General features: G+C 66.3%; 26 protein-coding genes. 22 read left to right on the top strand and 4 right to left on the bottom strand.

Going from position 1 to position 25,239, the window contains the following annotated elements:
- Positions 1-90 precede the first annotated feature (90 nt).
- Positions 91-1,002, top strand: coding sequence for a glutaminase (locus KXZ72_RS13265; RefSeq protein ID WP_226081406.1), 912 nt, complete (start codon positions 91-93; stop codon positions 1,000-1,002).
- Here the strand turns inward: KXZ72_RS13265 and KXZ72_RS13270 are convergent.
- Entirely contained in the window at positions 992-1,975 is a 984-nt protein-coding gene (locus KXZ72_RS13270) for a bile acid:sodium symporter (protein WP_226081407.1), read from the bottom strand. The genes KXZ72_RS13265 and KXZ72_RS13270 overlap by 11 nt on opposite strands.
- A gap of 103 nt (positions 1,976-2,078) precedes the next feature.
- Between KXZ72_RS13270 and KXZ72_RS13275 the strand changes: the two genes are divergently transcribed.
- The 10 genes from KXZ72_RS13275 to KXZ72_RS13320 all read left to right on the top strand — a co-directional run bounded on the left by KXZ72_RS13275 (position 2,079) and on the right by KXZ72_RS13320 (position 11,043).
- Positions 2,079-3,062, top strand: coding sequence for a helix-turn-helix domain-containing protein (locus KXZ72_RS13275; RefSeq protein WP_226081408.1), 984 nt, complete (start codon positions 2,079-2,081; stop codon positions 3,060-3,062).
- Positions 3,063-3,198: 136 nt separating this feature from the next.
- On the top strand, positions 3,199-4,194 hold the full coding sequence (locus KXZ72_RS13280) for an ABC transporter substrate-binding protein (RefSeq protein WP_226081409.1): 996 nt from the start codon (positions 3,199-3,201) through the stop codon (positions 4,192-4,194).
- 135 nt (positions 4,195-4,329) lie between these two features.
- The gene (locus tag KXZ72_RS13285; RefSeq protein WP_226081410.1) at positions 4,330-5,331 is read left to right on the top strand and encodes an ABC transporter substrate-binding protein; all 1,002 of its coding nucleotides are present in this window, start codon (positions 4,330-4,332) and stop codon (positions 5,329-5,331) included.
- On the top strand, positions 5,328-6,101 hold the full coding sequence (locus KXZ72_RS13290; protein ID WP_226081411.1) for a siderophore-interacting protein: 774 nt from the start codon (positions 5,328-5,330) through the stop codon (positions 6,099-6,101). Before KXZ72_RS13285 ends, KXZ72_RS13290 begins: the two co-directional genes overlap by 4 nt.
- A gap of 32 nt (positions 6,102-6,133) precedes the next feature.
- The gene (locus KXZ72_RS13295; RefSeq protein WP_226081412.1) at positions 6,134-7,252 is read left to right on the top strand and encodes a FecCD family ABC transporter permease; all 1,119 of its coding nucleotides are present in this window, start codon (positions 6,134-6,136) and stop codon (positions 7,250-7,252) included.
- Positions 7,253-8,320: a FecCD family ABC transporter permease gene (locus KXZ72_RS13300; RefSeq protein ID WP_226081413.1), complete on the top strand. Its 1,068-nt coding sequence runs from the start codon at positions 7,253-7,255 to the stop codon at positions 8,318-8,320.
- Between the two features lie 49 nt (positions 8,321-8,369).
- The gene (locus KXZ72_RS13305; RefSeq protein WP_226081414.1) at positions 8,370-9,263 is read left to right on the top strand and encodes an ABC transporter ATP-binding protein; all 894 of its coding nucleotides are present in this window, start codon (positions 8,370-8,372) and stop codon (positions 9,261-9,263) included.
- A 38-nt stretch (positions 9,264-9,301) separates the two neighbouring features.
- A complete protein-coding gene (locus KXZ72_RS13310) occupies positions 9,302-10,162 on the top strand; it encodes an SDR family oxidoreductase (RefSeq protein WP_226081415.1) in 861 nt (286 codons plus the stop codon).
- A 77-nt stretch (positions 10,163-10,239) separates the two neighbouring features.
- Entirely contained in the window at positions 10,240-10,695 is a 456-nt protein-coding gene (locus KXZ72_RS13315) for a hypothetical protein (RefSeq protein ID WP_226081416.1), read from the top strand.
- A gap of 72 nt (positions 10,696-10,767) precedes the next feature.
- Positions 10,768-11,043 carry a metal-sensitive transcriptional regulator gene (locus KXZ72_RS13320; protein WP_226081417.1) on the top strand — a complete coding sequence of 92 codons (276 nt, stop codon included), beginning with the start codon at positions 10,768-10,770 and terminating at the stop codon, positions 11,041-11,043.
- 142 nt (positions 11,044-11,185) lie between these two features.
- On the opposite strand, the gene KXZ72_RS13325 is transcribed toward KXZ72_RS13320, so the two are convergent.
- Together KXZ72_RS13325 and KXZ72_RS13330 are read right to left on the bottom strand one after the other, a co-directional pair.
- Complete coding sequence (locus KXZ72_RS13325) at positions 11,186-12,364, bottom strand: acyl-CoA dehydrogenase family protein (protein ID WP_226081418.1); 1,179 nt, start codon at positions 12,362-12,364, stop codon at positions 11,186-11,188.
- 95 nt (positions 12,365-12,459) lie between these two features.
- Entirely contained in the window at positions 12,460-13,671 is a 1,212-nt protein-coding gene (locus KXZ72_RS13330) for an MFS transporter (protein ID WP_226081419.1), read from the bottom strand.
- A gap of 525 nt (positions 13,672-14,196) precedes the next feature.
- Here KXZ72_RS13330 and nrdH point away from each other — a divergent pair.
- The 11 genes from nrdH (at position 14,197) to KXZ72_RS13380 (ending at position 24,429) form a co-directional block, all read left to right on the top strand.
- Positions 14,197-14,430 carry a glutaredoxin-like protein NrdH gene (gene nrdH, locus KXZ72_RS13335; RefSeq protein WP_226081420.1) on the top strand — a complete coding sequence of 78 codons (234 nt, stop codon included), beginning with the start codon at positions 14,197-14,199 and terminating at the stop codon, positions 14,428-14,430.
- 107 nt (positions 14,431-14,537) lie between these two features.
- A complete protein-coding gene (gene nrdI / locus KXZ72_RS13340) occupies positions 14,538-14,942 on the top strand; it encodes a class Ib ribonucleoside-diphosphate reductase assembly flavoprotein NrdI (RefSeq protein ID WP_226081421.1) in 405 nt (134 codons plus the stop codon).
- A 23-nt stretch (positions 14,943-14,965) separates the two neighbouring features.
- The gene (gene nrdE / locus KXZ72_RS13345) at positions 14,966-17,071 is read left to right on the top strand and encodes a class 1b ribonucleoside-diphosphate reductase subunit alpha (protein WP_226081422.1); all 2,106 of its coding nucleotides are present in this window, start codon (positions 14,966-14,968) and stop codon (positions 17,069-17,071) included.
- 38 nt (positions 17,072-17,109) lie between these two features.
- A complete protein-coding gene (gene nrdF / locus KXZ72_RS13350) occupies positions 17,110-18,084 on the top strand; it encodes a class 1b ribonucleoside-diphosphate reductase subunit beta (protein WP_226081423.1) in 975 nt (324 codons plus the stop codon).
- 139 nt (positions 18,085-18,223) lie between these two features.
- Positions 18,224-18,829 carry a TetR/AcrR family transcriptional regulator gene (locus KXZ72_RS13355; protein ID WP_226081424.1) on the top strand — a complete coding sequence of 202 codons (606 nt, stop codon included), beginning with the start codon at positions 18,224-18,226 and terminating at the stop codon, positions 18,827-18,829.
- Positions 18,830-18,899: 70 nt separating this feature from the next.
- Complete coding sequence (locus KXZ72_RS13360) at positions 18,900-19,664, top strand: SDR family NAD(P)-dependent oxidoreductase (RefSeq protein WP_226081425.1); 765 nt, start codon at positions 18,900-18,902, stop codon at positions 19,662-19,664.
- 393 nt (positions 19,665-20,057) lie between these two features.
- Positions 20,058-20,336 carry a sulfurtransferase gene (locus KXZ72_RS14760; protein WP_318999873.1) on the top strand — a complete coding sequence of 93 codons (279 nt, stop codon included), beginning with the start codon at positions 20,058-20,060 and terminating at the stop codon, positions 20,334-20,336.
- Between the two features lie 72 nt (positions 20,337-20,408).
- Complete coding sequence (locus tag KXZ72_RS14765; RefSeq protein ID WP_318999874.1) at positions 20,409-20,897, top strand: sulfurtransferase; 489 nt, start codon at positions 20,409-20,411, stop codon at positions 20,895-20,897.
- Between the two features lie 73 nt (positions 20,898-20,970).
- Positions 20,971-22,356: a sensor histidine kinase gene (locus KXZ72_RS13370; RefSeq protein WP_226081426.1), complete on the top strand. Its 1,386-nt coding sequence runs from the start codon at positions 20,971-20,973 to the stop codon at positions 22,354-22,356.
- Between the two features lie 97 nt (positions 22,357-22,453).
- Entirely contained in the window at positions 22,454-23,119 is a 666-nt protein-coding gene (locus KXZ72_RS13375) for a response regulator (protein WP_226081427.1), read from the top strand.
- Positions 23,120-23,253: 134 nt separating this feature from the next.
- Complete coding sequence (locus KXZ72_RS13380) at positions 23,254-24,429, top strand: glycerate kinase (RefSeq protein ID WP_226081428.1); 1,176 nt, start codon at positions 23,254-23,256, stop codon at positions 24,427-24,429.
- A 56-nt stretch (positions 24,430-24,485) separates the two neighbouring features.
- On the opposite strand, the gene KXZ72_RS13385 is transcribed toward KXZ72_RS13380, so the two are convergent.
- The gene (locus tag KXZ72_RS13385) at positions 24,486-25,127 is read right to left on the bottom strand and encodes a DUF4190 domain-containing protein (RefSeq protein ID WP_226081429.1); all 642 of its coding nucleotides are present in this window, start codon (positions 25,125-25,127) and stop codon (positions 24,486-24,488) included.
- Between the last annotated feature and the right edge of the window lie 112 nt (positions 25,128-25,239).

Genomic DNA, 25,239 nt, shown 5'->3' on the forward strand with positions numbered 1-25,239 from the left:
GACTGTTGGTCCACGGCGCGCAATAACCTCGCCGGTTATTGCGCGCCGGTTATTGCGCGCCGGTTTTGTGCGTCACGAAAGGCCCCCCAGATGGATATGCAAACGCTCGTGGATGATATCGCTGCCTATGCCGGGGCGGCCGCGCCCGCGGGAACCGTGGCCGATTATATTCCCGGGCTCAGCCGCGTGGACCCCGATCGCTTTGGCATCGCCGTGGCCATGAACTCGGGCGAGGTATATACCGCCGGGGACGCCGATATTCCCTTCTCCATCCAGAGCATCTCGAAGCTGTTTACGCTGGCCCTCGCGCTGGATGAGGACGGCGACCGGCTGTGGACCCGCGTGCATCGGGAACCCTCGGGTACCCCGTTTAACTCGCTGGTGCAGCTGGAGACCGAGGCCGGGATCCCGCGCAATCCGTTTATAAACGCCGGGGCGCTTGTGGTCACCGATCATCTCCTGGACACCGCGGGGGACGTGCGGATGCGGCTGCTGAACCTGCTGCGTACCGAGAGCGGAAACTCCGAGATTTCCGTGGACCCCGCGGTATTCGCCTCCGAGCGCGAGACCGGGCATCGTAATGCCGCCCTCACCCACTTCCTGGCGAGCATGGGCAATCTGCGCGGCTCGGTGCTGGAGGTGCTGGAAACCTATTTTTGGCAGTGTTCGCTGGAGATGAGCTGCCGCGATTTGGCGCTCGCGGGCGGCTTTTTGGCGCGCGGCGGAGTGGGGGCCGACGGGGGTGCGGTGCTCGCCCCGCGCCAGGTGAAGCGCATCAACGCGATCATGCTGACCTGTGGCATGTACGATGCCGCGGGGGACTTCGCCTATCGCGTGGGCCTGCCCGCCAAGAGCGGCGTGGGTGGCGGAATCCTCGCCGTGATCCCGGGGCGCTGCACCATCGCGGTATGGGGTCCGCGCCTGGATCGCTCGGGTAATTCGGCGGCGGGTATCGCGGCCCTGGACGAGTTCACGAGCCGCACCGGCTGGTCTATTTTTTAGGCCCGCGGATCAGCCGCGGGACGAGCCGCACATACAGCGGCATCCCGATCAGCTCCACGAGGGTCTGGGTGACCACCACAAGCGCCGCGAGGGCCAGCGGCTCGGGCAGTGCGAGGGCCAGCGGAAGCACCACCAGCGAGTTGCGGGTGGCGCCGCTGAAAATGATCGCGCGGCGCCCGGGCACATCCAGCCGCGCGGCGCGGGAGATCAGCGCGCCCACGGGCAGCATGATCAGCAAAAATCCGAGGAACACCGGCAGCACGGCGCTCAGCTCGCCCAGGTGGGCCCCCACCGCGGCGCTCTGCGAGGCCACCACCGTGAGCAGCGTGAGCATCATCAGCGGCACCATCGCCGACCCCGCCGCCCCGATCAGGGCGCGGCCGGCGCTCCCGGGTCGCCCGCCCCGGGAGGCCGCCCACTGCGTGGCCGCGGCCAGCAGCGCGGGCAGCAGGATCAGCACCACGAGTGCCTCCAGGAACGGGCCGGGCTCGATCCGCACCGCCCCGGGCCCGGCAAAGAGCGGCAGGAGCACGGGCAGCGCAAGCGCCTGGGTCAGCATGAGGAGCGGGGCGGCGGCCAGGAGCCGATCCCGCGCACCCCCGGCCAGCGCGGTGAACGCGATCACATAGTCCACACACGGGGCCAGCAGCACCAGCAGGGCGCCCATAAGGAGCGCGGGGGAGTCCGCGAGCGGGCGGGTCAGCAGCCAGACCACCGGCGGAACCGCGAGGAAATTCACCGCAAGAATCGCGAGCATAAAGCGCCAATCGCGCAGCGCCCTCCCCAGCCGGGCGAGCGGCACCGCGAGAAACGTGGCATACAGCAGCAGCGCGATGATCGGCGACAGCAGCGGCTCCAGCGCGGGGCCCAGCGCCGGAATACCCCATCCCAGGGCGGCACCGGCGGCGATGGCCGCCAGGCACAGCGGAACCTGGTGGGCCTCGAGGCGGGCAAGCCGGGCGTGAATACTCATGTTCGTCCAGCGTAGCGGCCCGGGACGCCGATACACCGTCGGTAACTTCCGGCCCCGGATCGGGTATATTTGCCCGACGTAACGGCAACCGGACGGAGAGATCATGCACGCCGATTCCCCCTCCTCCGGCGGCCCAGCGAGCGGCACGGGACATCGCGAGTATCCGGCCCGCCCCGCCGGCCCCGAGCCCGCGGAACCGGGGGACCCCGGGACCGCGGTGGGGCTCTGGGGTGTGCCCGCGCTTGCCCCGGAAAACCTCGTGCGCCCGGTCGAGGACTGGCCCGAGGACCATCGTTTTGTCCCCGAGGGATGGACGCTGTCCACCAAGCGCTATGCGAGCGAGGACTCCCGCCGCGTCTGGGGGCTGGGCACCCATGTGGAGCATGAACTGCTGTGGTCCGGCGGCGGCACCATCACGGTGGAGGCCGATGGCCGGCTGTGGATGGTCCCGGCGATGCTGGGCATCTGGATCCCCGCCGGAATGCCCCACCGGGTGCGCGCCGACCGGGGTGCGCTCAGCTATGCCACGTTTATCGACCCGCGCCGCCGCGATTTCCCGTGGACCGGCGTGATGGGCATTAACGTCAGCGGCCTGCTGCGTGAACTCCTGCTCTCCAATCGCCGCGATGAGATGCCCGATGCGCGCCGCCGCGTGATCCAGGATCTCGCGGCGGAGCTGATCAGCCCCGTGGTCTCCGATTCCCTCGATATTCGCCTCCCCACCACCGCCTCCCTGCGGGTGCTCGCCGAGACGATCCTCGCCGATCCCGCCGATGATGCCACCACCGAGCAGTGGGCCGCGCGCCTGGGCGTGAGTGGGCGCACCCTGACCCGCGCCTTTAATCGCGAGACCGGGCTGAGCCTGACCCGCTGGCGCATCCTGGTGCGGGTGCGCGCGGCGCTCCTGGATATCGCCGCGGGCCGCCCGGTCACGGCCGTGGCCGCCCGGCTGGGATATGCCAACCCGTCCACGTTCATCGACCTCTTTCGCCAGGTCACCGGGCATACCCCGGCGGCCTATTTCAGCTCCTTCGCCGATATTCACGGCGTTCATCGCGAGGTATCCCGCGATGATTCGTCCGGATAACGGAACCTGTTGTCCACATAACTCGGAACACTCCGCCTACTCTTATGAGGTAAGCCTTGCCTATCTGGGCGCGGATATCCCCCTCCGCAGATCCCGGTTTTCCGCGGGCAGAATGAGTGAAATGAGAGTGGTTATTGTGTTGTCTTCCCGATCCCTGACCGCGGCGCTCGCCGCGGGCCTCGCCATGGTCCTGGGCCTATCGGCCTGCTCCGCGGGCCCCGATTCCGCCGCGGCCGGTGATATTAAAACCCGCACCGTAACCGATGCCGCGGGCACCGTGGAGGTTCCCGAGGATCCGCAGCGCATCGTCTCGGTGGATTTCTACTCTCCCGCGATGCTGCTGGATCTGGGTTATACCCCGGTGGCCGTGGTGGAGGGCTTTGGGGTGGACGATCCCGATCTGCGCCCGACCCGCTATCACGAGGCCCTGCGCGATGCCCCCACGGTGGGCATGTTTTATGACGTGAATATCGAGGCGGTGCTCGCGGCCAAGCCGGACCTGATCCTCGCCGAGAATCGCTTCATGCAGGACGGCCAGCTGGATCGCTTGAAGAAGATTGCGCCCGTGGTGCAGATCGACGGCAGCGGGCCCGATGCCTGGCGTGAGCGTGCCCGTTTTGTGGCCGCCGCCGTGGGGAAGGACGCCGAGGCCGCCGCGCAGGAGGCCGAGTTTGATGCCCGTGCGCAGCGGGTCCACGAGGAATACGCGGATATCCTCGCGACCAAGACTTTCGCGGTGCTTAATGAGCGCGATGACTATAGCAATTGGAGCACCTACCCCGCGGGCCACTTCTATGTGCCCACCTGGGACTCGATCGGCGCCACGATGCGCGAGGCCACCGCGGCCGAGCCGGATCCGGAAACCCCCAATATGCACGTCTGGCTGCCGATGGAGCAGCTGGGCCTGGTGGGTAACGCCGATATCATCATCGTCTCGCGCGGCGAGGGTGACGAGGACTTCGGGCGGCGCATGGCCGGGAACGCGATCTGGGAGAACCTCCCCGCCGTGACCGCGGGCCTGGTATTCCAGGATGTACCGGCCGCCACGATCTCCTCCTTCACCTGGGGGCTGGATGACCTCGCCTCGGTGGAGACGATCCTCGCCGAGGTGCGCGCGGCCATCAACCGCTAGGCATCGGGACGTGTTGTGCCGGTTTTGTCCAGTTACCGGCACGACACGTCCACAAAACCTGATGCCGACGGCCGTAGAGTAATTAGGTAAGGCTAGCCTCCTTTTATTCGAGCAGTCATCCCCAGAAAGCACCCCGTGATTCCGTCTTCTCTCCCCACCTCCCCGCGCCGCCTCGCGGTAGCCCTCGGCCTGAGCCTTACCCTCCTGGCCGGCCTCGCCGCCTGCTCGGGCACCGCGGCCCCCGAGTCCCAAATCCCGACCCGCACGATCACCGATATCGCCGGCGAGGTCACCATCCCCACCGACCCGCAGCGCATCGTCTCGGTGGATTATTATTCCCCCGCGATGCTTGTGGACCTCGGCATCAAGCCCGTCGGGGTGGTGGAGGGCTTTGATAGCGATGACCCCAATACCCGGCCCGATCGCTATCGCGCGGCCCTCGCCCAGACCCCCACCGTGGGCACCTATTATGAGCTGAATATCGAGGCCGTGCTTAAGCAAAAGCCCGATCTGATCCTCGCCGAAACCCGCTTCCTGGGCGATGGCGAATTGGACCGCCTGAAAAAGATCGCGCCCGTGGTGCAGCTGGACGCCGCCGGGAAGGACGCCTGGATGGCGCGCAGCGTAATGATCGGCGATGCCGTGAATAAGCGGGCAGAGGCCGAGGCCCAGCAGGAGGAATTCCTCGCCCAGGCCGCCGTGGTCGCCGCCGAGTATCGGGACGTTCTCACGGAACACAGCCTCGCGCTCTTCACCGCAAATATGGACGAAACCGAGTGGGCCACCTATCCCTCCGGCCACTTCTATGCCCCGGTCTGGGATGCGCTAGGAGCCCGCTTCCGCGAGTTCACCGAGGGCGAGGCCCCCGAGATTCCCGGATCGGTCAGCACCTGGCTGCCGCTGGAACAGATGGGCAAGCTGAATAATGCCGATATCATCGTCTACCCGTATGTCCTGGACGATTTTATTGCGGCCCAGTCAGGGAACGCGCTGTGGACCGGCCTTCCCGCGGTGGAAAACGGGCTGGTCTTTAAGACCATCCCCGCGGCCGTGACCTCCTCCTTCGCGTGGGGCAGCGATAACCTCACCGATATCGTTCCCCTCCTCGATCAGATTCGCGCGGCCCTGAATAAATGAGCACCACGGTGACCACCCGGCAGACCTATTTCCGCCCCCGCGTGAGCGCAAAAACCTGGCTGACGCCCGGCATGATTCGCATCACCCTGAGCGATCCGAGCCTATGTAGCTTCCCCGGAACCGGCATCGGCGACGAATATGTGCGCGTACACTTCCCGTTTCCCGATGGCGAGCTGCCCACCCCCGCGGTGGACGCCGAGGGTAATTGGACGTATGCGCCGGGGCGGTATCCGCCGGTGGCACCGTATACGCTGCGCCGCCATGACGCCGCCGCGGGGGAGATCGATATCGATTTTGTGATGCACGAGCGCGGGGTTGCCACCGAGTGGGCGCGCGGCGTGGACGTGGGCGGGGAGGTGGCCTTTGGGGAACCCCGCGGCCTCTTTGCCCCGCCCGCGGGCGCCACCGATCTGGTATTTCTCACCGATGCCACCGGGCTGCCCGCCCTGGCCCGCCTGCTGGAACAGCTATCCCCCGGGACGCGCGCCCGCTGCATCGTGGAGGTTGCCGAGGAGAGTCACCGTCAGGTGCTGTCCTCCCCGGCGCGCCTCGGCGTGGAGTGGCTCGTGGGCAGCGGCAACGGAACCGGCCTGCCCTCGGGCCTGACCGCGGCCGTGGCGCGGCTGGATCTTGCCCCCGGCAGCTATCTCTGGGTCGCGGGGGAGGCGGGCGAGCTTAAGGCCACGCGCCGCCACCTCAAGCGCGAGCGCGGATATGACCCCGAGGGCCATAAGGTCATCGGCTATTGGATCGACGAGGCCGCCGAATGAGCACGCAGCCCCCCGTCCCCACCCTGAGTTTCATGACCCGTCCCGGTCCGACACAGACAACCAACGCGGGGGAGTCTCTGAGCGGACCGGGGCGTACCCCGCCGGCCACGGGCCTGGGCGCCACCCCCGAGGACGGACCGCGCGGTCTCGTGCGCTCCACCGGGGGACGGCTCCTGGGGCTTCTTATCGTGGCCATCATCCTGGTGCTGGTAGCGATTGCGAGCCTCGCGTTTGGGTCCAAAACCATCGACCCGGCCGTGGTGTGGAGTGTGCTGCTGCGCGGCGACGGCTCCGAGGACGCCTATATCGTGCGCGATATGCGGGTGCCGCGCGCCGCGCTGGGCCTGCTGGTGGGCGCCGCCCTCGGCGTCTCCGGCGCTCTCATCCAGGCGCTCACCCGCAACCCCCTCGCCGATCCCGGAATCCTCGGGGTGGGTGCCGGGGCGAGCTTCGCGGTGACCATCGGCGCGGGTTATTTTGGTATCACCGCGGTCTCCGGCTATATCTGGTTTGCGTTTATCGGCGCGATGGCCGTGACCGTGCTGGTATATGCGCTGGGCTCGGTGGGCCGCGCCGGGGCCACCCCCATCCGGCTCACCCTCGTGGGTGTGGCGCTTGGTGCGCTGCTCTCCGGAATCTCCATGGGCATCACGCTGCTGAATCCGCAGACGCTGGATAAGATGCGGATGTGGGGTGCCGGCTCGCTCTCGGGACGCGGCTGGGATGTGATCCTCACCGTGGCGCCGTTTATCGCGCTGGGCCTGCTGCTCGCGCTGATGAGCGCGCGGCCGCTCAACGCGGTGGCGCTGGGGGATGACCTGGCCCGCTCGCTCGGCGCCAATATTATCCGCACCCGCATCCTTGTGATCATCGCGGTCACGCTCCTGGCCGGTGCGGCCACGGCCGCCGCCGGGCCGATCGGTTTTGTGGGCCTCATGGTTCCCCATGCTGTGCGCTGGCTGGTGGGCCCCGATCAGCGCTGGATCATGCCCTATACCCTCCTGTGTGCGCCCATCCTGCTGCTGTTCTCCGATGTGCTGGGCCGCGTGGTCCTGGCCCCTATGGAGCTTCAGGTGGGTATCGTCACCGCGTTTGTGGGCGCCCCCGTGCTTATCGGGCTGGTGCGCCGAGCCAAGATCAGTGGACTCTAAATGACAAAACTTCTCCCCGCCCCGGGCCGCGTGGATTTTGGCCGCCGCGGCCTCACCTCGCGCACCCGCTACTGGCAGCTGCGCTTTGACCGGCGCACGGCCATCGTGACCACGATCATCGCCCTGGCCACGCTCGGGGTCTTCCTGTGTTCCCTCGCGTTTGGCGATTTTGAGGTGGCGATGGACGAGGTCATCCGGGTATTGCTGGGCGGCGGCGATCCGGCCAACCGCATGGTGGTCCTGGAGTGGCGGCTGCCGCGCGCGCTGCTGGCCATTGTGCTCGGCGCCGCCCTGGCGCTCTCGGGCGCGGTCTTTCAGTCCCTGACCCGTAATCCGCTCGGCTCCCCGGATATCATCGGCTTTTCCACGGGGTCCTATACCGGGGCCCTGATCGTGATCCTCCTGGTCGGGGGCGGCTATTATCAGGTAGCGCTCGGCTCGCTGCTGGGCGGAATCGCCACCGCGGGCATCGTTTATGTGCTGGCCTGGCGCGGGGGAGTGCAGGGCTTCCGGCTGATCATCGTGGGGATCGGCGTCTCGGCGATGCTCGCCGCCGTGAATACCTGGCTGATCCTGCGCGCGAGCCTGGACGATGCCCTGATCGCCGCGGTCTGGGGCGCGGGCTCGCTCAACGGGCTGGGCCTGGATAAGCTCTGGCCCGTGCTGATCCTCTCGGCGATCATCATTCCCGTGGTGCTCGCCCACGGCCCGACCCTGCGCCAGATGGAGCTCGGCGATGATGCCTCCGCGGCCCTCGGGGTCTCCGGCAATCGCTCCCGCCTGATCCTGGTGGTGCTGGGTGTGGCCCTGACCGCGCTGGTGACCGCGGCCGCGGGCCCGATCGGATTTGTCTCGCTGGTGGCCCCGCAGCTCGCGCGCCGGCTCACCCGCTCGGCGGGCGTCTCGCTGCTGCCGGCAGCGGTGATGGGCGCGTTCCTGCTGGCGCTCGCCGATTTTGCCGCCCAGCGCCTGTTCTCGCCCACGGTGCTCCCGGTGGGTGTGCTCACCGTGTCGATCGGCGGGTTCTACTTCCTCTGGCTCCTGGTGCGCGAGGGAAAAAAATCCTGATGCGCCGCGCCGCCTCCCCGTTTTCACCCTCGCCCTCGAAGGACCCGTCATGACCCGACCCAGCCCCATACCCGCCTCCCCGATTGCCGCGCCCGCGGATGCCGCGCATCGCCTGCACGCCCGCGATGTCACGATCGGCTATGACGGCCGGGTGATCTCCGAGAACCTCTCGGTGCGGATCCCGGACGGCTCCTTCACCGTGATCGTGGGCCCCAATGCCTGCGGAAAATCCACGCTGTTGCGGGGGCTCTCCCGGCTGCTTAAGCCCAGCTCGGGCGCGGTGATCCTGGACGGGCGGGAGATCTCCTCCTATGGGGCCAAGGAGGTTGCGCGCCGGTTGGGCCTCCTGCCGCAGACCTCGCTCTCACCCGATGGCATCACCGTGGCCGAGCTGGTGGCCCGCGGCCGCTTCCCGCACCAGAAGCTCCTGAGGCAGTGGTCCGCGGCGGATGAGGCGGCGGTCGTGAACGCCCTGGAAAAGACTCATACCGCGGAGCTTTCCGCGCGGCTTGTGGACGAGCTCTCGGGCGGGCAGCGCCAGCGGGTCTGGGCGGCGATGGTCCTGGCCCAGGAGACCCCGCTGCTGCTGTTGGATGAGCCCACCACGTTTTTGGATATCGCGCATCAGATCGAGCTGCTGGATCTTTTTGAGGATCTGAACGCGGAGGGGCGCACGCTGATCGCGGTGCTGCACGACCTCAATCACGCCGCGCGCTATGCCACGCATATCATCGCGATGCGCGATGGCGTGATCGTGGCCGAGGGCCCGCCCGCCGAGGTCATCACCGCGGATATGGTGTGGGAGGTTTTTGGATTGGAATGCGCGATCATGACCGATCCGATCTCGGGAACCCCGCTGGTCCTGCCGCTGGGCCGCTATGGGCGGCCCGCAACCGCGTCACCCATTTCTGAAAGAACTCTGGAAACTCTCGGCCAGGGCTGACAAGCTGAGGGGTAACTCCCCGTCGGAAGGTACCGCATATGCCCAGCACCACGCCCGTCATCGCCGTCACCGGTTCCACCGGATATCTCGGGGGGAGGGTCGCCGAACTGCTGTCCGGGCAGGATGTTGAGCAGAGGCTTGTGGTGCGCAGCCCCGGCCGCGCGCCCCGGCATAATAACGCGAGCATCGTCACGGCCTCCTATGGTTATACCCCCGAGGCGCGCGATGCCCTGCGCGGCGTAAACGTGCTGTTTATGGTCTCGGCGGCGGAGAGCGCCGACCGGGTTGCCGAGCAGTTGGGGTTTATCGATGCGGCCGAGGCCGCCGGGGTGGCCCATATCGTCTATACGTCCTTCCTGGGTGCCGCCGAGGATGCCACGTTTACGCTCGCGCGCGATCATTTCCACACCGAGCAACACCTGCGTGCCAGCGGCATGAACTATACAATTCTGCGCGATAGCCTGTATCTGGATGGCCTCCCGCACCTGGCCTCCGCCGAGGGCGAGATCCGCGGGCCCGCGGGCGAGGGCCGGGTATCGGCGGTGGCCCGCGATGACGTGGCCCGCGCGGCCGTCGCGGTGCTGACCGATCCGGCACGCCACCGCGGCCGGGTATATAACCTCACCGGCCGCGAGGCCCCCACCCTCAGCGAGGTGGCGGCGATCCTCGCGGCGGCGGGCACCCAGCCGGTCGCGTTTATTAACGAGACGATCGAGGAGGCCTATGCCTCGCGCGCCCATTATGGCGTGGAGCCCTGGCGCGAGGACGCCTGGGTATCCACCTATACGGCGATCGCCGCGGGCGAGATGGCGCTGATCGATCCGATCCTCGGCGAGCTGATCGGGCGCCCGCCGCTCACCCTGGCCGAGTTTTTGGCCCCCGGCACGGACCGGGCCTAAACCCCGCGCGCGAGGCCCGGTATCCTTAAGGGGTCCGGGCCCCGCGCCCACCACCCGCCCCAACCACGGGAGACCCCATGAGCCTCGGGATACTGCTGTCCATCCTGATCGTCATCGTTGTGCTGATTCTGTTCCTGCGCCGCGGGCGCAAGGCCTTCGAAAAGCCCGGCGTGGAGGGCACGGTCACGGCCCAGGGCGCCGCCGCCGATGCCACCCGCTTTGATATCGTGCAGATCCCCGCGGATGAGCCGGGCGCGCGCGAATATATTCTGCGCGACGATAAAACGGGCTCCCGGATCCAGGTCGAGACGGTATTCACCCGCGCCCGCGTGGTGCAGGTGGTCATCCCGCGCAAGCACCTCGGCCAGCAGGTGGAATTTGACCTCTATCGCGCGGTGGCTGCCCACCTGCCCGATATCGAAAACTGGACCTGGCCGCCGATGACCGCGACCGGGCGCGATGCCCTCGTGGACTATGTGCGTAATAACCCGGGCACCACGTTTTATGACTCCAATGGTGTGCAGATCCGCTAGCCGCGCGCGAGTTCGCTGGGAGCACACGCGGCGAGCCTAGGCTTCGATACCCGGAGCGGGTATTCTGAAGCGGTGATCGCAGATATTAAGAAACGTGCCCTGCACCGCATCAAGATCCTCGAAGGACAGATGCGCGGCCTCGAAAAGCAGGTCGAAAACGAGGACTACTGCATCGACATCATTACGCAGTCGCTCGCGATTCAAAAATCGCTCGGCTCGCTGAATAAGCTGCTCGTGGAAAACCACCTGCGTACCCACGTTGTGGACATGTTTGAGAGCGGGGGCGAGGCCAAGGAGGCAGCGCTCGCCGAGCTGATTAAGGTATTTGAACTGAGCAATAACCGCTAGCGGCTCCCCGCGGCCGGGCCTGCTTGGCCCGGCCGGTGGCCGCGGTGGTTAGTCGTGGTGCCGGATCGGTCCGGTTGAGCCGGTGGCCGCGGTAGTTAGTCGTGGTGCCGGATCGGTTTGGGTGGGCCGGTGGTTGGGGTGGTTAGTCGTGGTGCCGGATCGGGCCGAGGAGGCTCGCGGCCACGGTGGAATGGGCCGATTCGGCATCCGAGGGGTGGAAGATCCCGGCAAGCACATCGCGATAGAGCCGGCCGAGCTCTCCCGCGGAGAAATAGCTGGAGCCACCCGAGACGCGGATCGCGTGATCCACGACCTCGCGTGCGGCCTCCACGGCGCGATGTTTCAGCCCCGAGAGCAGCGCAAACCAGCGCGCCCCGTGAGCGGCACGGGCATCCACATCCCCCGCGAGGGCGTGCAGCTGCGGCAGGATGCCGTCGAGGATAAGCCCGGCCGAGGCGATCTGCCAGCGGATATCGGGATCATCGGCATAGCGCAGCCCGGTTTTTTTGGAGCGGCGCGTGCGCACGGTATCCACGGCGATCTCGAGCGCGCGCTCGGCGATGCCGGTATATACCGAGGCCAGCAGGATCTCAAACATCGCGAAGATGCCAAAGATCAGCGGATCGGCGGAGGGACCGATCTCGAGGCGGCGCACCACATGCTCGGCGGGTGCATGGGCGCCGTGCAGCTCGGTGGTGCGGGACTGGCTCGCGCGCATCCCCACGGTATCCCAGTCCTCGCGGTGCACCACGTTCTCATCGCGCGAGACAAAACCAAAAACCAGGCGCGGGGCATCCGGGGAGGTATTATCCCGCCCCATCGTGCCGAGGGAGGTCCACGCGGGCGAGAGGGACGTGAAGATTTTGGTGCCGGTGAACCGATAGCCGCCATCGGCGGCGGGCTCGGCCACGGTATCGGAGTCAAAGAGCACCAGGTCGTTGCCGGCCTCGCTCACGCCAAACGCATATACCTCTCCCGCGGCCGCCCCGGTCAGCACAAAATCCAGCGAGTGATCGCCGTTATCGTGCAGATAGCGGGCCACCGTGACCCAGACCTGGTGCATATTCACGGCCAGTGCGGTGGCGGGGGCCGCGGCCGCGAGTAGCCGCTGCTGCGCGCTCATCTCGGCCAGGCTCAGGCCCAGCCCACCCAACTCGGTGGGGACCGCGGCGCGCAGATAGCCGGCCGCGGCCAGCTCGGCGAGGTCCTCGTGGAAAAATTCGTTGCGGCGGTCGTATTCGGGTGCGCGGCCGTGGATCGCGGCCAGCAGCTCCGGGGTCAGGACGTTGGGGCGCGCGGCGCCGGCACGGGATTCGCTCATGGGTCCAGCCTACGCCTCGGCCGCGCCTCTTTTTGGGCCGCGCCCAAAATAAAGCGGCCGTCGTCCCGGGTGGGACGACGGCCGCGGCGGGGATGCTAGCCGGCGCTGGGGAGCGTGATCGGTTCGGTATCGGGCAGGGGGCCCACCTCGCGCCCGCGCAGATCGGGATGCCAGCGCTTGCCAAAGAGCGGCACCAGGAAGCCCACGGCGAGGAAGATGGCCGCGGCGATAAACGCGCCGTGCGGGCCGTTGTGGTCGATCAGGAAACCGGCGGCGGCCGATCCGAGCGCCGAGCCGATCAGCTGGCCGGTACCCACCCAGCCATAGGCCTCGGCGGTATCGGAGAACTTCACGCTCGAGGAGACGATTGCAAAGAGCACGGCGAGGGCCGGGGCGATGCCGATTCCGGCGATGAAAAGCATCAGGGCGAGGCCCCAGAAGTTCATCACGGCCAGCGCGGCCGCGGTGCCCACAAATACGATAAACATGCGGCGGGCCAGGGCCCACGGGCCGATCGGCAGGTGACCCATCGAGAGGCCGCCGGCGAGGCTACCGATCGAGAAGATCGCCAGGACCAGCCCGGCCTCGATGCCGTCGTGACCAAAATTGGCCACTACGCCGGCCTCGATGGCGGCGGTTCCACCGATCAGGAGGAAGCCCACCACGGTGGCGAGCAGCACCGGCGGGCGCTTCAGGACCACGCCGAGCTTGCGGCGGCTGCGCGGGATGCGCACGCGGCCCACCTCGGGCAGCACAATAAACCACACGCCTCCTGCGACCATCAGCACCATTGCCAGCAGGATGCCCCACTGGGTGCCCACCTGGGTGGAGACAAACGTGGTGATAACCGGGCCGAGCACCCAGATGATCTCCTGGGCCGAGGCGTCGAGGGAGAACAGCGGGGTGAGCTGCTTGGAGTTGACCATCTTGGGGTAGATGGTGCGCACGGCGGGCTGCACCGGGGGAGTGCTCAGGCCGCAGATGATCGCGATGGGGATATAAAAGAGAACATCGGCCTCAACGAGTGCGATGGTGGTTCCGGCGGCGGTGCAGATGATGGTGGTGAGGATGAGTACCGGGCGGATGCCCCAGATACCCATCCATCTACTGGTCAGGGGGCCGGCCACCGCCTGCCCCAGACTGGTCGCCGCAAGAACTAGCCCGGCCTGGCCATAGGAACCCGTTACCTGCTCGACGTGCAGCAGGAATGCCAGGGAGATCATCCCAAATGGAAAACGCGCTACAAGCTGGGCAGTGATGATCCGACCGACTCCCGGGGTAGCCAGGAGATTCGAATATGCACTCATGCCTTCCATCCTAGATCGCGGCGCGCCCGAGTGATACGGCTCGCCGGGGGAGGTCCCGCTAGATTCCCGAGTGAGGGGTATGGCCGCCCGCGCCCCGGGGTGGAGCGGCCCGCCGCGGGGGCCGCAGTAGCATCCCCGGGAGCTTCCCGCCAGCCCTCGCCGGGGAGAGATTTTGACCCCCATTCAGACACGCCGGGGGCGGTAAATATTTAGGTTTTAAATGTCGGCGGCCCGGTTTAGTGTGCACCCTGTGGATGACACGCCGCGAGGGGGGCTTAAACCCCCGATCTGCTGGCCTTCCCGGGGAGCTCCCACCTGTGGACAACCCCGTGGATGAAGCGTGGATAACTCTCGAAATCGGTGGAAACTCCCGTGGATAACTACAGCCACGTAACTACTAGTTGTTGGGGTATACCCGTTCCCGAGCAACTACATGTAGTATTGAACCCGGGGCGCAGCACTACGCAACGCCCCCCGGAACAGCCAGCACAAACCAAGAAATCCACCAGAAGGGGAACTGCGAAGATGACGATTACGGTTTATACGAAGCCATCCTGCGTACAGTGCACCGCGACCTATCGCGCACTGGATAATAAGGGTCTGGAATACGAGGTTCTTGACCTCTCCGCCGATGAAAACGCCCTCGAAGCGGTGAAGGCCCTCGGGTACCTGCAGGCTCCCGTGGTGATCACCGATGAGGGTCACTGGTCGGGCTTCCGTCCCGATAAGATCGACGAGCTCGCGCAGCGCCTGGCCTAACGGTCCACCCGCATTTTCTGAGCCGTCGCTCCCGGTCGACGTAACGATGCGCCGAACCCTCACCACCACAGCAATATTGCTCCATCCTTGATAGCAAAGGAGCACGCATGGGTTCCGAACTCGTGTACTTCTCCAGTGTTTCTGGTAACACTCGTCGATTCGTCGATAAACTCGCCCGCCCCGCCTCCCGGATACCTCTCTTTCCGAAAGACCCGGCCCTCGAGGTCACCAGACCATATGTCCTGGTTCTCCCCACCTACGGCGGGGGGCTCACCAGCACGGCGGTGCCCAAACAGGTCATCCGATTCCTCAATGACGTGGAAAACCGGAGCCTGATTCGCGGGGTTATCGCCGGAGGCAACACCAATTTTGGTGAGGCGTTTTGCCTCGCGGGAGACATCATCTCCCAAAAATGTCAGGTACCAGTTATGTACCGCTTCGAAGTATTTGGAACCCCGGACGATGTGGCCATCGTCCAAGATGGATTGGATAAATTTTGGGAACAGCACTAACGGAGTCGCCCGTGGCTCAGGGTATGGACTACCACTCCCTGAACGCCATGCTCAACCTGTACGGACCGAACGGCGAGATCCAGTTTGATAAGGACCGTCAGGCCGCGCGGGAGTTTTTCCTCCAGCACGTCAACCAGAACACCGTGTTCTTCCATTCCCTGCGGGAGCGCCTGGACTACCTCGTGGAGAAGGAATACTACGACCCCGAGGTCCTGGATAAGTACTCCTTTGAGTTCATCACGAAGCTTAACGACCTGGCCTATTCCAAGAAGTTCCGCTTCGCCACGTTCCTCGGCGCGTTTAAGTACTACACGTCCTATACCCTCAAAACCTTCGACGGAAAGCGCTATCTGGAGCGCTTCGAGGACCGCGTCGTGATGACCGCCCTCGGCCTGGCCGACGGTGATGAGGCCCTCGCCGTGAACCTCGTGGAGGAGATCATCGCCGGCCGTTTCCAGCCCGCGACCCCCACGTTCCTGAACTCCGGTAAGGCCCAGCGCGGCGAGCTCGTGAGCTGCTTCCTGCTGCGCATCGAAGACAACATGGAGTCGATCTCCCGCGGCATCAACTCCTCGCTGCAGCTGTCCAAGCGCGGCGGCGGAGTGGCCCTGAACCTCTCGAATATTCGCGAGGCCGGCGCCCCCATTAAGCAGATCGAAAACCAGTCCTCCGGAATCATCCCCGTGATGAAGCTGCTCGAAGACTCCTTCTCCTATGCCAACCAGCTGGGTGCCCGTCAGGGTGCCGGCGCCGTATACCTCAGCGCCCACCACCCCGACATCATGAGCTTCCTCGATACCAAGCGCGAGAACGCCGACGAGAAGATCCGCATTAAGACCCTCTCGCTGGGTGTGGTTATTCCCGATATCGCCTTCGAGCTGGCCCGTAACGGCGAGGACATGTACCTGTTCTCCCCCTATGACGTCGAGCGCGTCTACGGCATCCCGTTTGGTGATATTTCGATCACCGAGAAGTATCACGAGATGGTGGACGATGCCCGCATCAAGAAGACCAAGATCAACGCGCGTGAGTTCTTCCAGACCATCGCCGAGATCCAGTTCGAATCGGGCTACCCCTATATCGTGTTTGAGGACACCGTAAATAAGGCCAACCCCATCGCCGGTCGCATCAACATGTCGAACCTGTGCTCGGAGATCCTCCAGGTCAATACCCCGACCACCTATAACGAGGACCTCTCCTATAAGGAGATAGGTAAGGACATCTCCTGCAACCTCGGCTCGATGAATATCGCCGCGGCCATGGACTCGCCCGATTTTGGCCTCACCATCGAGACCGCCATCCGTGGACTCACCTCGGTCTCCGATCAGAGCCACATCTCCTCCGTGCGTTCGATCGAGGACGGCAACGATAAGTCGCATGCCATCGGCCTCGGCCAGATGAACCTGCACGGCTATCTGGCCCGGGAGCGCGTGTATTACGGCACCGAGGAAGCCATCGACTTCACCAATATCTACTTCTATACGGTGCTGTTCCACGCCCTGCGAGCCTCCAACCGCATCGCGACCGAGCGTGGCACCACGTTTGATGGCTTCGAGAACTCCACGTATGCCTCGGGTGAGTTCTTTGATAAGTACATCACCCAGGAGTGGGTGCCGGCCACGGCCCGCGCCGCCGAGCTTTTTGCCGCCTCCGAGGTGAGCATCCCGACCCAGCAGGACTGGGTGGAGCTCAAGGCAGCGATCCAGCAGCACGGTATCTATAACCAGAACCTGCAGGCGGTCCCGCCCACCGGTTCGATCTCCTATATCAATAACTCGACGTCCTCGATCCACCCGATCGCGTCGAAGATTGAGATCCGCAAGGAGGGCAAGCTCGGCCGCGTGTACTATCCCGCGCCGTTCATGACCAATGACAACCTGGACTACTACCAGGATGCCTATGAGATTGGCCCGGAGAAGATCATCGACACCTATGCCGCGGCAACGCAGCACGTGGATCAGGGTCTGTCCCTTACGCTGTTCTTCAAGGACACCGCCACCACGCGTGACATCAACCGTGCGCAGATCTACGCATGGCGCAAGGGCATCAAGACGATCTATTACATCCGTCTGCGTCAGCTCGCCCTCGAGGGCACCGAGGTTGACGGCTGCGTCAGCTGCATGCTTTAGTCCGCCCGGTCAACCATAAAGAGTGAAGGAAATAGACATTGGCTGAAAAGCTTAAGCTCGTGAGCGCGGTGCACGCGATCAACTGGAATAAGATCGAGGACGAAAAAGACGTCGAGGTCTGGAACCGGCTGTGCAATAACTTCTGGCTTCCGGAAAAGATTCCGCTGTCCAATGACGTCCAGTCCTGGGCCACCCTCACCGAGGATGAGAAGCTCATGACGATGCGGGTATTCACGGGTCTTACGCTCCTGGATACCATCCAGGGCACCGTGGGTGCTGTCTCGCTGATCCCCGATGCGATCACCCCCCACGAGGAGGCGGTATATACCAATATCGCGTTCATGGAGTCGGTGCACGCCAAGAGCTATTCCTCCATCTTCTCCACGCTGGCCTCCACCAAGGAGATCGACGAGGCGTTCCGCTGGTCGGAGGAAAACCAGAATCTGCAGAAGAAGGCGCAGATCATCCTCGGTTATTACCGCGGAGACGACCCCCTGAAGCGCAAGATCGCGTCCACGCTGCTGGAATCGTTCCTGTTCTACTCGGGCTTCTACCTGCCGATGTACTGGTCCAGCCGCGCGAAGCTCACCAACACGGCCGACCTGATCCGCCTGATCATCCGCGATGAGGCAGTGCACGGTTATTACATCGGCTATAAGTTCCAGGTTGCCTATAATAAGGAAACCCCGGAGCGCCAGGAGGAGCTGAAGGACTATACCTTCAACCTGCTTTATGAGCTGTACGACAACGAGGTGCACTATACGCAGGACCTCTACGATAACGTCGGCCTGACCGAGGACGTCAAGAAGTTCCTGCACTATAACGCCAATAAGGCCCTGATGAACCTCGGCTTCGAGCCGATGTTCCCGAAGGCCGTGACCGATGTGAACCCCGCAATCCTGTCGGCCCTCTCGCCCAACTCGGACGAGAACCACGACTTCTTCAGCGGTTCGGGCTCATCCTATGTGATCGGCAAGGCAGTGGTCACCGAGGACGAGGACTGGGACTTCTAGCCCGTTTCTCCGAGGTTTTGAGGCCCGGCTCGTGAGTACTCGCGGGTCGGGCCTTTTGCGCGCGAGCGGGGCTGAAATGCGTCACCCGTTTGACAGACCGACTATGCGGTTTTATTCTGAGGGGAACGAAGGGACGCATATGGCGGGCAAGACTCCCAAGGGGGTGGCAACGCGGCAGGCAATTTTGGCCGCGGCCGCCGGCGTTTTTGCGCGGCAGGGTTATGCCGGCACGCGCATGGACGATATCTTTGCGGCGACCGGTCTTACCAAGGGTGCCGTTTATTTTCACTTCGCCTCGAAGGAGGCGCTGGCCTGGGCCGTGGTGGAGGATCATAAGCGGCGCTGGCTGGAGCTCGCGCGCGATGAGGTCGAATCCAGCACCGAGGCGCTGGAGCAGTTTCGGCGGCTCGCCGAACTGCTGATCCGCCTCTCATCCGCGGATGAGTCCACATGGAGCGTGGTGCGTCTCGCCGAGCAGGTGGGCGTGCACTCGGCGGCGGATATCGCGGCCTCCGCGGGGCCCATGACCGATTGGATTGCCCTGATGGATGAGGTAATTCGGCGCGGGCAGCGGCAGGGAGTGTTTGATAAGCGGCATTCGGCCGCCGATGTGGCCGTGGCCGTGGTGGCCTCCTTTGACGGGCTGAAGGCCATCAGTGACGCCCTCGGTGAGGATGAGCGCGCGGCGTTTACCCGGCGGGCGCGCCTCCTGGTATCCCTTCTGGAAACGGGAATCCGGGCCTGAGGCCCGGGCGGCGGATCCCGCCGTTTTCCTTCATTAAAAAACAAACGAACTATGCGGTTTGGAGAAATCAATGTCTATACTCATCACGGGAGCTTCCTCGGGAATCGGCGAACAATTCGCGCGGGCCTATGCCGCCCGCGGACACGGCCTGATCCTGGTCGCCCGCAGCGAGAAAAAACTGGAACGGCTGGCCGCGGAACTCAGGGCAGCGCACGGCATCCGCGTCGAGGTGATCGCCCTGGACCTGGCGCGACCGGGATCGGCCGAGGCCCTGGTCGAAACCACGCGGCGGATGGGCCTGGAGATCAACACCCTGGTGAATAACGCCGGTTTCGCCACACACGGCGATATCGTGGACGCGGATCCGGTCCGCATGGTGGAACAGATCCAGCTCAACTGCTCCACACTCGCCGACCTCACCGCCCGATTCCTCCCGGCAATGCGGGAACGCGGGCGCGGCACGATCGTGAATATCGCCTCCACCGCGGCGTTCCAACCGCTGCCACATATGGCGGTATATGGGGCGGCCAAGGCCTTTGTTCTCTCCTTCACCGAGGCGCTGTGGGCCGAGAACCGCCGGCACGGGATCCGCATTCTGGCGGTCTGCCCCGGGGCCACCGATACCGCGTTTTTTGAGACGGCGGGGGAGGCCGCGGCCTCGGGTACCAAACGCTCGCCGCGGCTCCTGGTTGAGCGCACTCTCCGCGAACTCGAGGGTGGAAAGCCGAGCTTTGTGGACGGCGCGGCCAATGCCCTGATTGCCCGCTGCGTGACCAGGCTGCTGCCCCGCCGGGTGATCCTCGGAATCGCCGAGCGCAGCGTGCGGGCGGCCTAGCGACAGCGTTTCGGTGAATTTGCGACCGACCCGTAAAAACGCGATAGCGGCGGTGTCTTTTATTCATGAGGGTGAAAGCCCTCGCAGTATCGCCCGTCCATGCCGCCCCTCGTGCGTGGTGCGGAGCGATAGGGGGAGGGCGCCCGTGGGAAGACGGGTGCCACACGATGCCCCGGCCCGATCCCTAGTCGTGCCGGGCGGGGTCACCCGGTTGTGACCTGGCTGTCCCCGATTGCCGATCCCCGGCCGATAACGGCCGCGCCCTGCTCCCTACGCGTGGGCGCGGCCGCGCCGGGGTGGCGCGTGCCCCGTCGGCGGCGATTCTCCCCGGAAAGGCCCGGAGTCGAGTTTTCGCCGCCGACCCCTGCCCCCTCGGGGATTAGGGTGGAGGGCATGAGCAACCTGATTTCCGTCGCGGAACTGCATACGCTACTGGCCGGTTCCGAGCCCGTGGTCATTCTTGACGTGCGCTGGCGGCTCGACCGCCCCGATGGCCGCGCGGAGTATCGCGAGGGACATCTGCCCGGTGCAGTCTATGTGGACCTGGACACCGAATTGGCGGCCCCGGGCTTGCCGGCCACCGAGGGCAGGCATCCGGTCCCGGAGATCGAGGACCTGCGCGCCGCCGCCCGCCGCTGGGGCCTGCACCCCGGCAGCACCGTGATCGCCTAAGACAACTTCCACCAGCTGCCCGCCGCGCGTGCCTGGTGGCTGCTGCGGCAGGCCGGCCTTCCCGGCCTGCGGGTGCTAAATGGTGGGCTCGCGGCCTGGACCGCGGCGGGTCATCCGCTCGATAGCGGCGATGTGATCCCCGAGCCGGGCACCGTGACGCTCCCCGGCTATTCCACCGCGGGCGTCCTGGACGCCCGGGCCGCGGGGGAACGGGCCGCCGCGGGTGGCCTCCTGGATGTGCGGGCGGCCGAAAGATTCCGCGGCGAGAATGAGCCCATGGACCCCCGCGCCGGCCATATTCCGGGGGCCCGGAACCTGCCGTTTCTGCACTATCTGGAGGACGGCCTGTTTATGTCTCCGGCGCGCCTGCGCGGGTTGCTTGCAGAGGTCGGAATCGATAGCGGCGAGCCGCTGGGCACCTCCTGCGGTTCGGGCATCACCGCGGCCCATGCCGCACTCGCCCTCGCCGAGGCCGGAATCGCCGCGGATATTTATCCCGGTTCCTGGAGCCAGTGGTCCCGGCGCGATGACCTGCCGGTGGAGACCGGTCCCGCGCGCTAGGGGGGATAACCCCCGGAGAAACCCGGGGGTAGGCGTCATATCGGATATCCTCCCCGCCGCGCAGAATTGAGACATGGCAATGAATGAAAGTATCCCCACCCCGGCACCCTTCCTCGCCCCGGACCGCGGCATAGACCCCGGCTATCGGCGCGGCTATGGCGCGCGCTGGGCCCGGGTGCTCCCCAACCTGGGCTATCTCATCCCCACGTTTTTTATCGCGGTCGCGGGCCTCGTGGTTTTTATCACGCTCTTCTCGCTGGGGCTGAGCCTCCTGATCCTCTATATCGGTGTTTTTATCCTCATCGCGATGTTTATGACGGCCCGCGGCTGGGGCGAAATGGAGCTGCGCCGCCTCGAGGCGGTGCGCCGAGACAGCCTCCCGCGACCGGTCTGGCGCCCCACCGGCGGCGGGCCCCTGAGCGTGATCGGCGAGATGCTGCGCGATCCGCACCGCTGGGGCTATCTGCTCTATGCCGGAATTGTGCAGCCGGTGCTGGGCCTGTTCACCTGGACCCTGATGCTTGGTGCCGTCTCGGTGGCCCTCGCCGGAACCACGTCCTGGTATTGGCGTCACTTCATCCCGGTGGGTCCCGATAATCAGCAGATCGGTGACCTTCTGGCGCTGATTCTTCCCGCGGGAATGATCGCCAACCCCAACCTCGTGACCGATATAACCAATATCGCGCTGGGCGTGGTGATGCTGGCGCTGCTCCCGCTGATCCTCGATGGCCTGGTCTCGCTGCACCGCGTGGTGGCCGCGCAGATGCTCGGACGCTATCACTCGGATGATCTGGCCGAGGAGATCAGCAGCCTCTCGGCCTCGCGCAGCGCCGCCGTCTCCGCCGAAAACGTGGGCCTGCGCCGCCTGGAACGCGATATTCATGACGGACCGCAGCAGCGCCTGATCCGCCTGCAGATGGATCTTGCCGCCGCCGAGCGCGCCCTGAGCGCGGAGGACCCCGAGTGGGCCGGACAGATCCTCAGCGAGGCCCGCGGCCACGCCGGGGCCACCCTGGACGAGTTGCGCGCGCTCTCGCGCGGCTTTGCCCCGCCCCTGCTCCAGGACCGCGGACTGATCGCGGCCGTCGCGGCGATGGCCGAGTCCAGCCCGCTCGCCGTGACCGTGCATAACGACCTTCCGGAATCCGTGGTGTTAAAGCCCGAGGTGGAACTCGGCGCGTATTTCATCGTCTCCGAACTGCTGACCAATGCGGTGAAGCACTCGGGGGCCGCCGCCGCGGATATCTCCCTGTCGCTCATCCCCTCGGGAGGGGAGGGCACCCCCGCGGATACCCTGTGGCTGCGGGTCAGCGATGCCGGGCAGGGTGGAGCCCTCGCCCGCCCCGGACACGGCCTGGCCGGGCTCGACGGCCGGGTGCGGGGACTGCGCGGAACCCTCGCGGTACACAGCCCCCTCGGTGGACCCACCGTGGTGGACGCCACGATCCCGCTCGGCTAGCCGGTACCGCCGGGCGCACCCCGCGGGTGCGCCCGGCGGTGCGTCATCGCGCGGCGGCGATACACCGCACCCCCGGCCGCACGGGATAATGGGGGTTATGACCAGTGAACCCCTGCGGATAGCCGTGGCCGATGACTCCGTCCTGCTGCGCGAGGGCCTGGTCCGGCTCTTTGCCGAGGCCGGCTTTAATACGGTCGCGTCCTGCGGGGACGCCGTGGAACTGATCGCATTCTTGGAATCGGTGCCCGCCGACCGGCGGCCGCGCGCCCTCGTGCTCGACGTGCGGATGCCCCCCACATTCCGCGATGAGGGTGTGCTGGCGGCCATCGAGATCCGCCGCCGCTGGCCCGAAATTGGCATCCTGTTGCTGAGCCAATACGTCGAGAGCGTTTATGCCCAGGAACTCCTGGCGGCGGGCGCATCCGGGCTGGGCTATCTGCTGAAGGACCGGGTGGCCTCGCTTGAGGATATTCGCTCGGCGGTGATCCGCGTGGCCGAGGGCGGCACCGTGCTGGACCCCGAGGTGGTGGGCGCGCTGTTCTCGCGCCACCGCGATCCGCTGGCCACGCTCACGCCGCGCGAGCGCGAGGTCCTGGAGCTGATGGCCGAGGGCCTGACCAACCGGGCCATCTCGGAGCGACTCATGATCGGGCAGGGCGCGGTGGAGAAAAATGTCACCGCGATCTTTGGCAAGCTGGGCCTGGAGGATTCCGGCAGCGATCATCGTCGTGTGCTCGCCGTACTCTCCTGGCTGCGCGCCTAAGCCCCGGACTCCCGCGGTTGCGGATATCGTGGGGTGCATCCCCGCAGTCGCACCGCAGTGCGATCACCCGCGGGGAGCCCTCGCCGCCGAGGACGCCCCGCTGCGCTCCCCGGCCCAGAACCTAGGAGACCCGCATGAGCGCGCCCCGGAACGCCCGTCCCCGCATCGTGATTGCCGCCGATAAGTTTAAGGGTTCCCTGGACGGGGCCGGGGTGGCGCGGGCGCTCACCCGCGGGCTGCTTGCGGGCCTGCCCGAGGCCCGAATCGTGACGGTTCCGGTGGCCGATGGCGGCGAGGGCAGCCTGGATGCCGCTTTGCGCGCGGGCTTCACCCGCTACGAGGCCACGGTGAGCGGACCCACCGGGGAGCCGGTCCGCGCCGCCCTTGGCCTGCGCGAGCGATCCGGGGGCGGGCGCGAGGCCCTCGTGGAGATGGCGGAGGCCTCCGGCCTGGACGCGCTGCCGGGCGGGATTCGCCGCGCCCGCACCGCGAGCAGCCGGGGAACCGGGGAGCTGATTCGGGAGGCGCTGGATCGCGGCGCGACCCGGGTGATCCTCGCGATTGGCGGAAGTGCCTGCACCGACGGCGGCGCGGGAGCCCTCGCGGCCCTGGGGTTGGGGCTCTATGATGCCCGCGGCGACGCACTGGCCGATGGCGGGGCGGCGCTCCGCGAGCTAGACCGCGTGGAGACCGCGGGCCTGGACCCGCGGATCGCGCGGACCGAGTTTATTCTGGCCAGCGATGTGGATAATCCCCTGCTGGGTCCCCGGGGTGCGGCGGCGATCTTTGGGCCGCAGAAGGGCGCCGATTATGCCGATATCGCGGTGCTGGAGTCGGGACTTCGCCGCCTGATGGAGTGCCTGGAACGCGCCGGGGTGCCGCGCGCGGCCGAGTGCGCCGAGGCGCCGGGGGCCGGGGCCGCGGGCGGTCTGGGATTTGGCTCGCTTATGCTGCTGGGCGCCAAACGCGAGCCGGGCACCGCGGTGATCCTCGAGCTGGCGGGCCTGGCCGAGGCCCTCGCCGGGGCCGATCTGGTGATCACGGGCGAGGGGAGCCTCGACGCGCAGAGCCTGGGCGGTAAAACACCGATGGGGGTGGCCGCGGCCGCCCGCGCCGCGGGGGTTCCCGTGATCGCGGTATGCGGAATCAGCGATTTACCCGAGCAGCGACTCCACGACGCGGGATTTGCCGCGCGCTATCGACTGAGCGATCTGGAGCCGGATCCCGTGCGGAGTATGGCGGGGGCCGCCGGGCTCCTCACCCGAATCGGGGAGAGCATCGCCTCCGACCTCGCCGGCGGCCCCGCCTAGGCATCGCCGCGGCGCTGGCCGCGGCCCCCGCGCGGGAGCCGCGGCCGAAATCGGAACTAGCCGCAGCTGATCGTGCCGCCCTGATAGCTGTGCACGCCCGGACCCAGCTCCCCGCAGACCGAGGCGAACCCAAAAAGTACCGCGATCATCCCGAAGATCGAGATGATGCTGCCGACCAGCACGATGGAGGCGACCACAATTCCGGCCACCGCGAGGCCATTGGATACCTGCGCACGCTTGGACTGCATAAGCGCCACGATGCTCAGGACGAGGCCCACGAGCGAGAGCGGACCGAGGAACGCGAGGATAAACCCGACGATGCCCAGCGTTTTGCCCGGCACGGGGGCCTGCCCATAGCCCTGCGCAGGCGCGGCCGGGGCCGGATAGCCCGCGACCGGGGGCGCGGGAGGCACCCCGGGCCCACCCGGGGCAAAGTGGCCGGGGGCGTGTGCCTCGGCCCCGAGGCTCTCGGGTGCGGGATAGGCGGGTTCGCGGCCGGCGGGGGCCGCACGGTCAAAGGCCGCCTCGGCGCCGGGGGCAGCATGTGCCTCTGCCCCGAGGCTCTCCGGGGCGGGATAGGCGGGCTCGGTCACGCCGGCCTCGGCGGGATAGGCCCGGGGATGGGACTCATCCGGTGCCGCGGCACCCTCCGGGACCGTGCTATTTTCGTCGGGCTCGCCGACAGTATTCTCTGACATGCTGTGCTCCTTCGCTTTGATCAGAAGATAGCACCTGTGACCGGCGTTTCCTATGGCTGCCGCGGATAATTATCCGATTCCCGGCGCGAAAAAGCCCCCGTCCCTGCCGGGG

Source organism: Mycetocola spongiae, from assembly GCF_020424085.1.
GTDB lineage: Bacteria > Actinomycetota > Actinomycetes > Actinomycetales > Microbacteriaceae > Mycetocola > Mycetocola spongiae.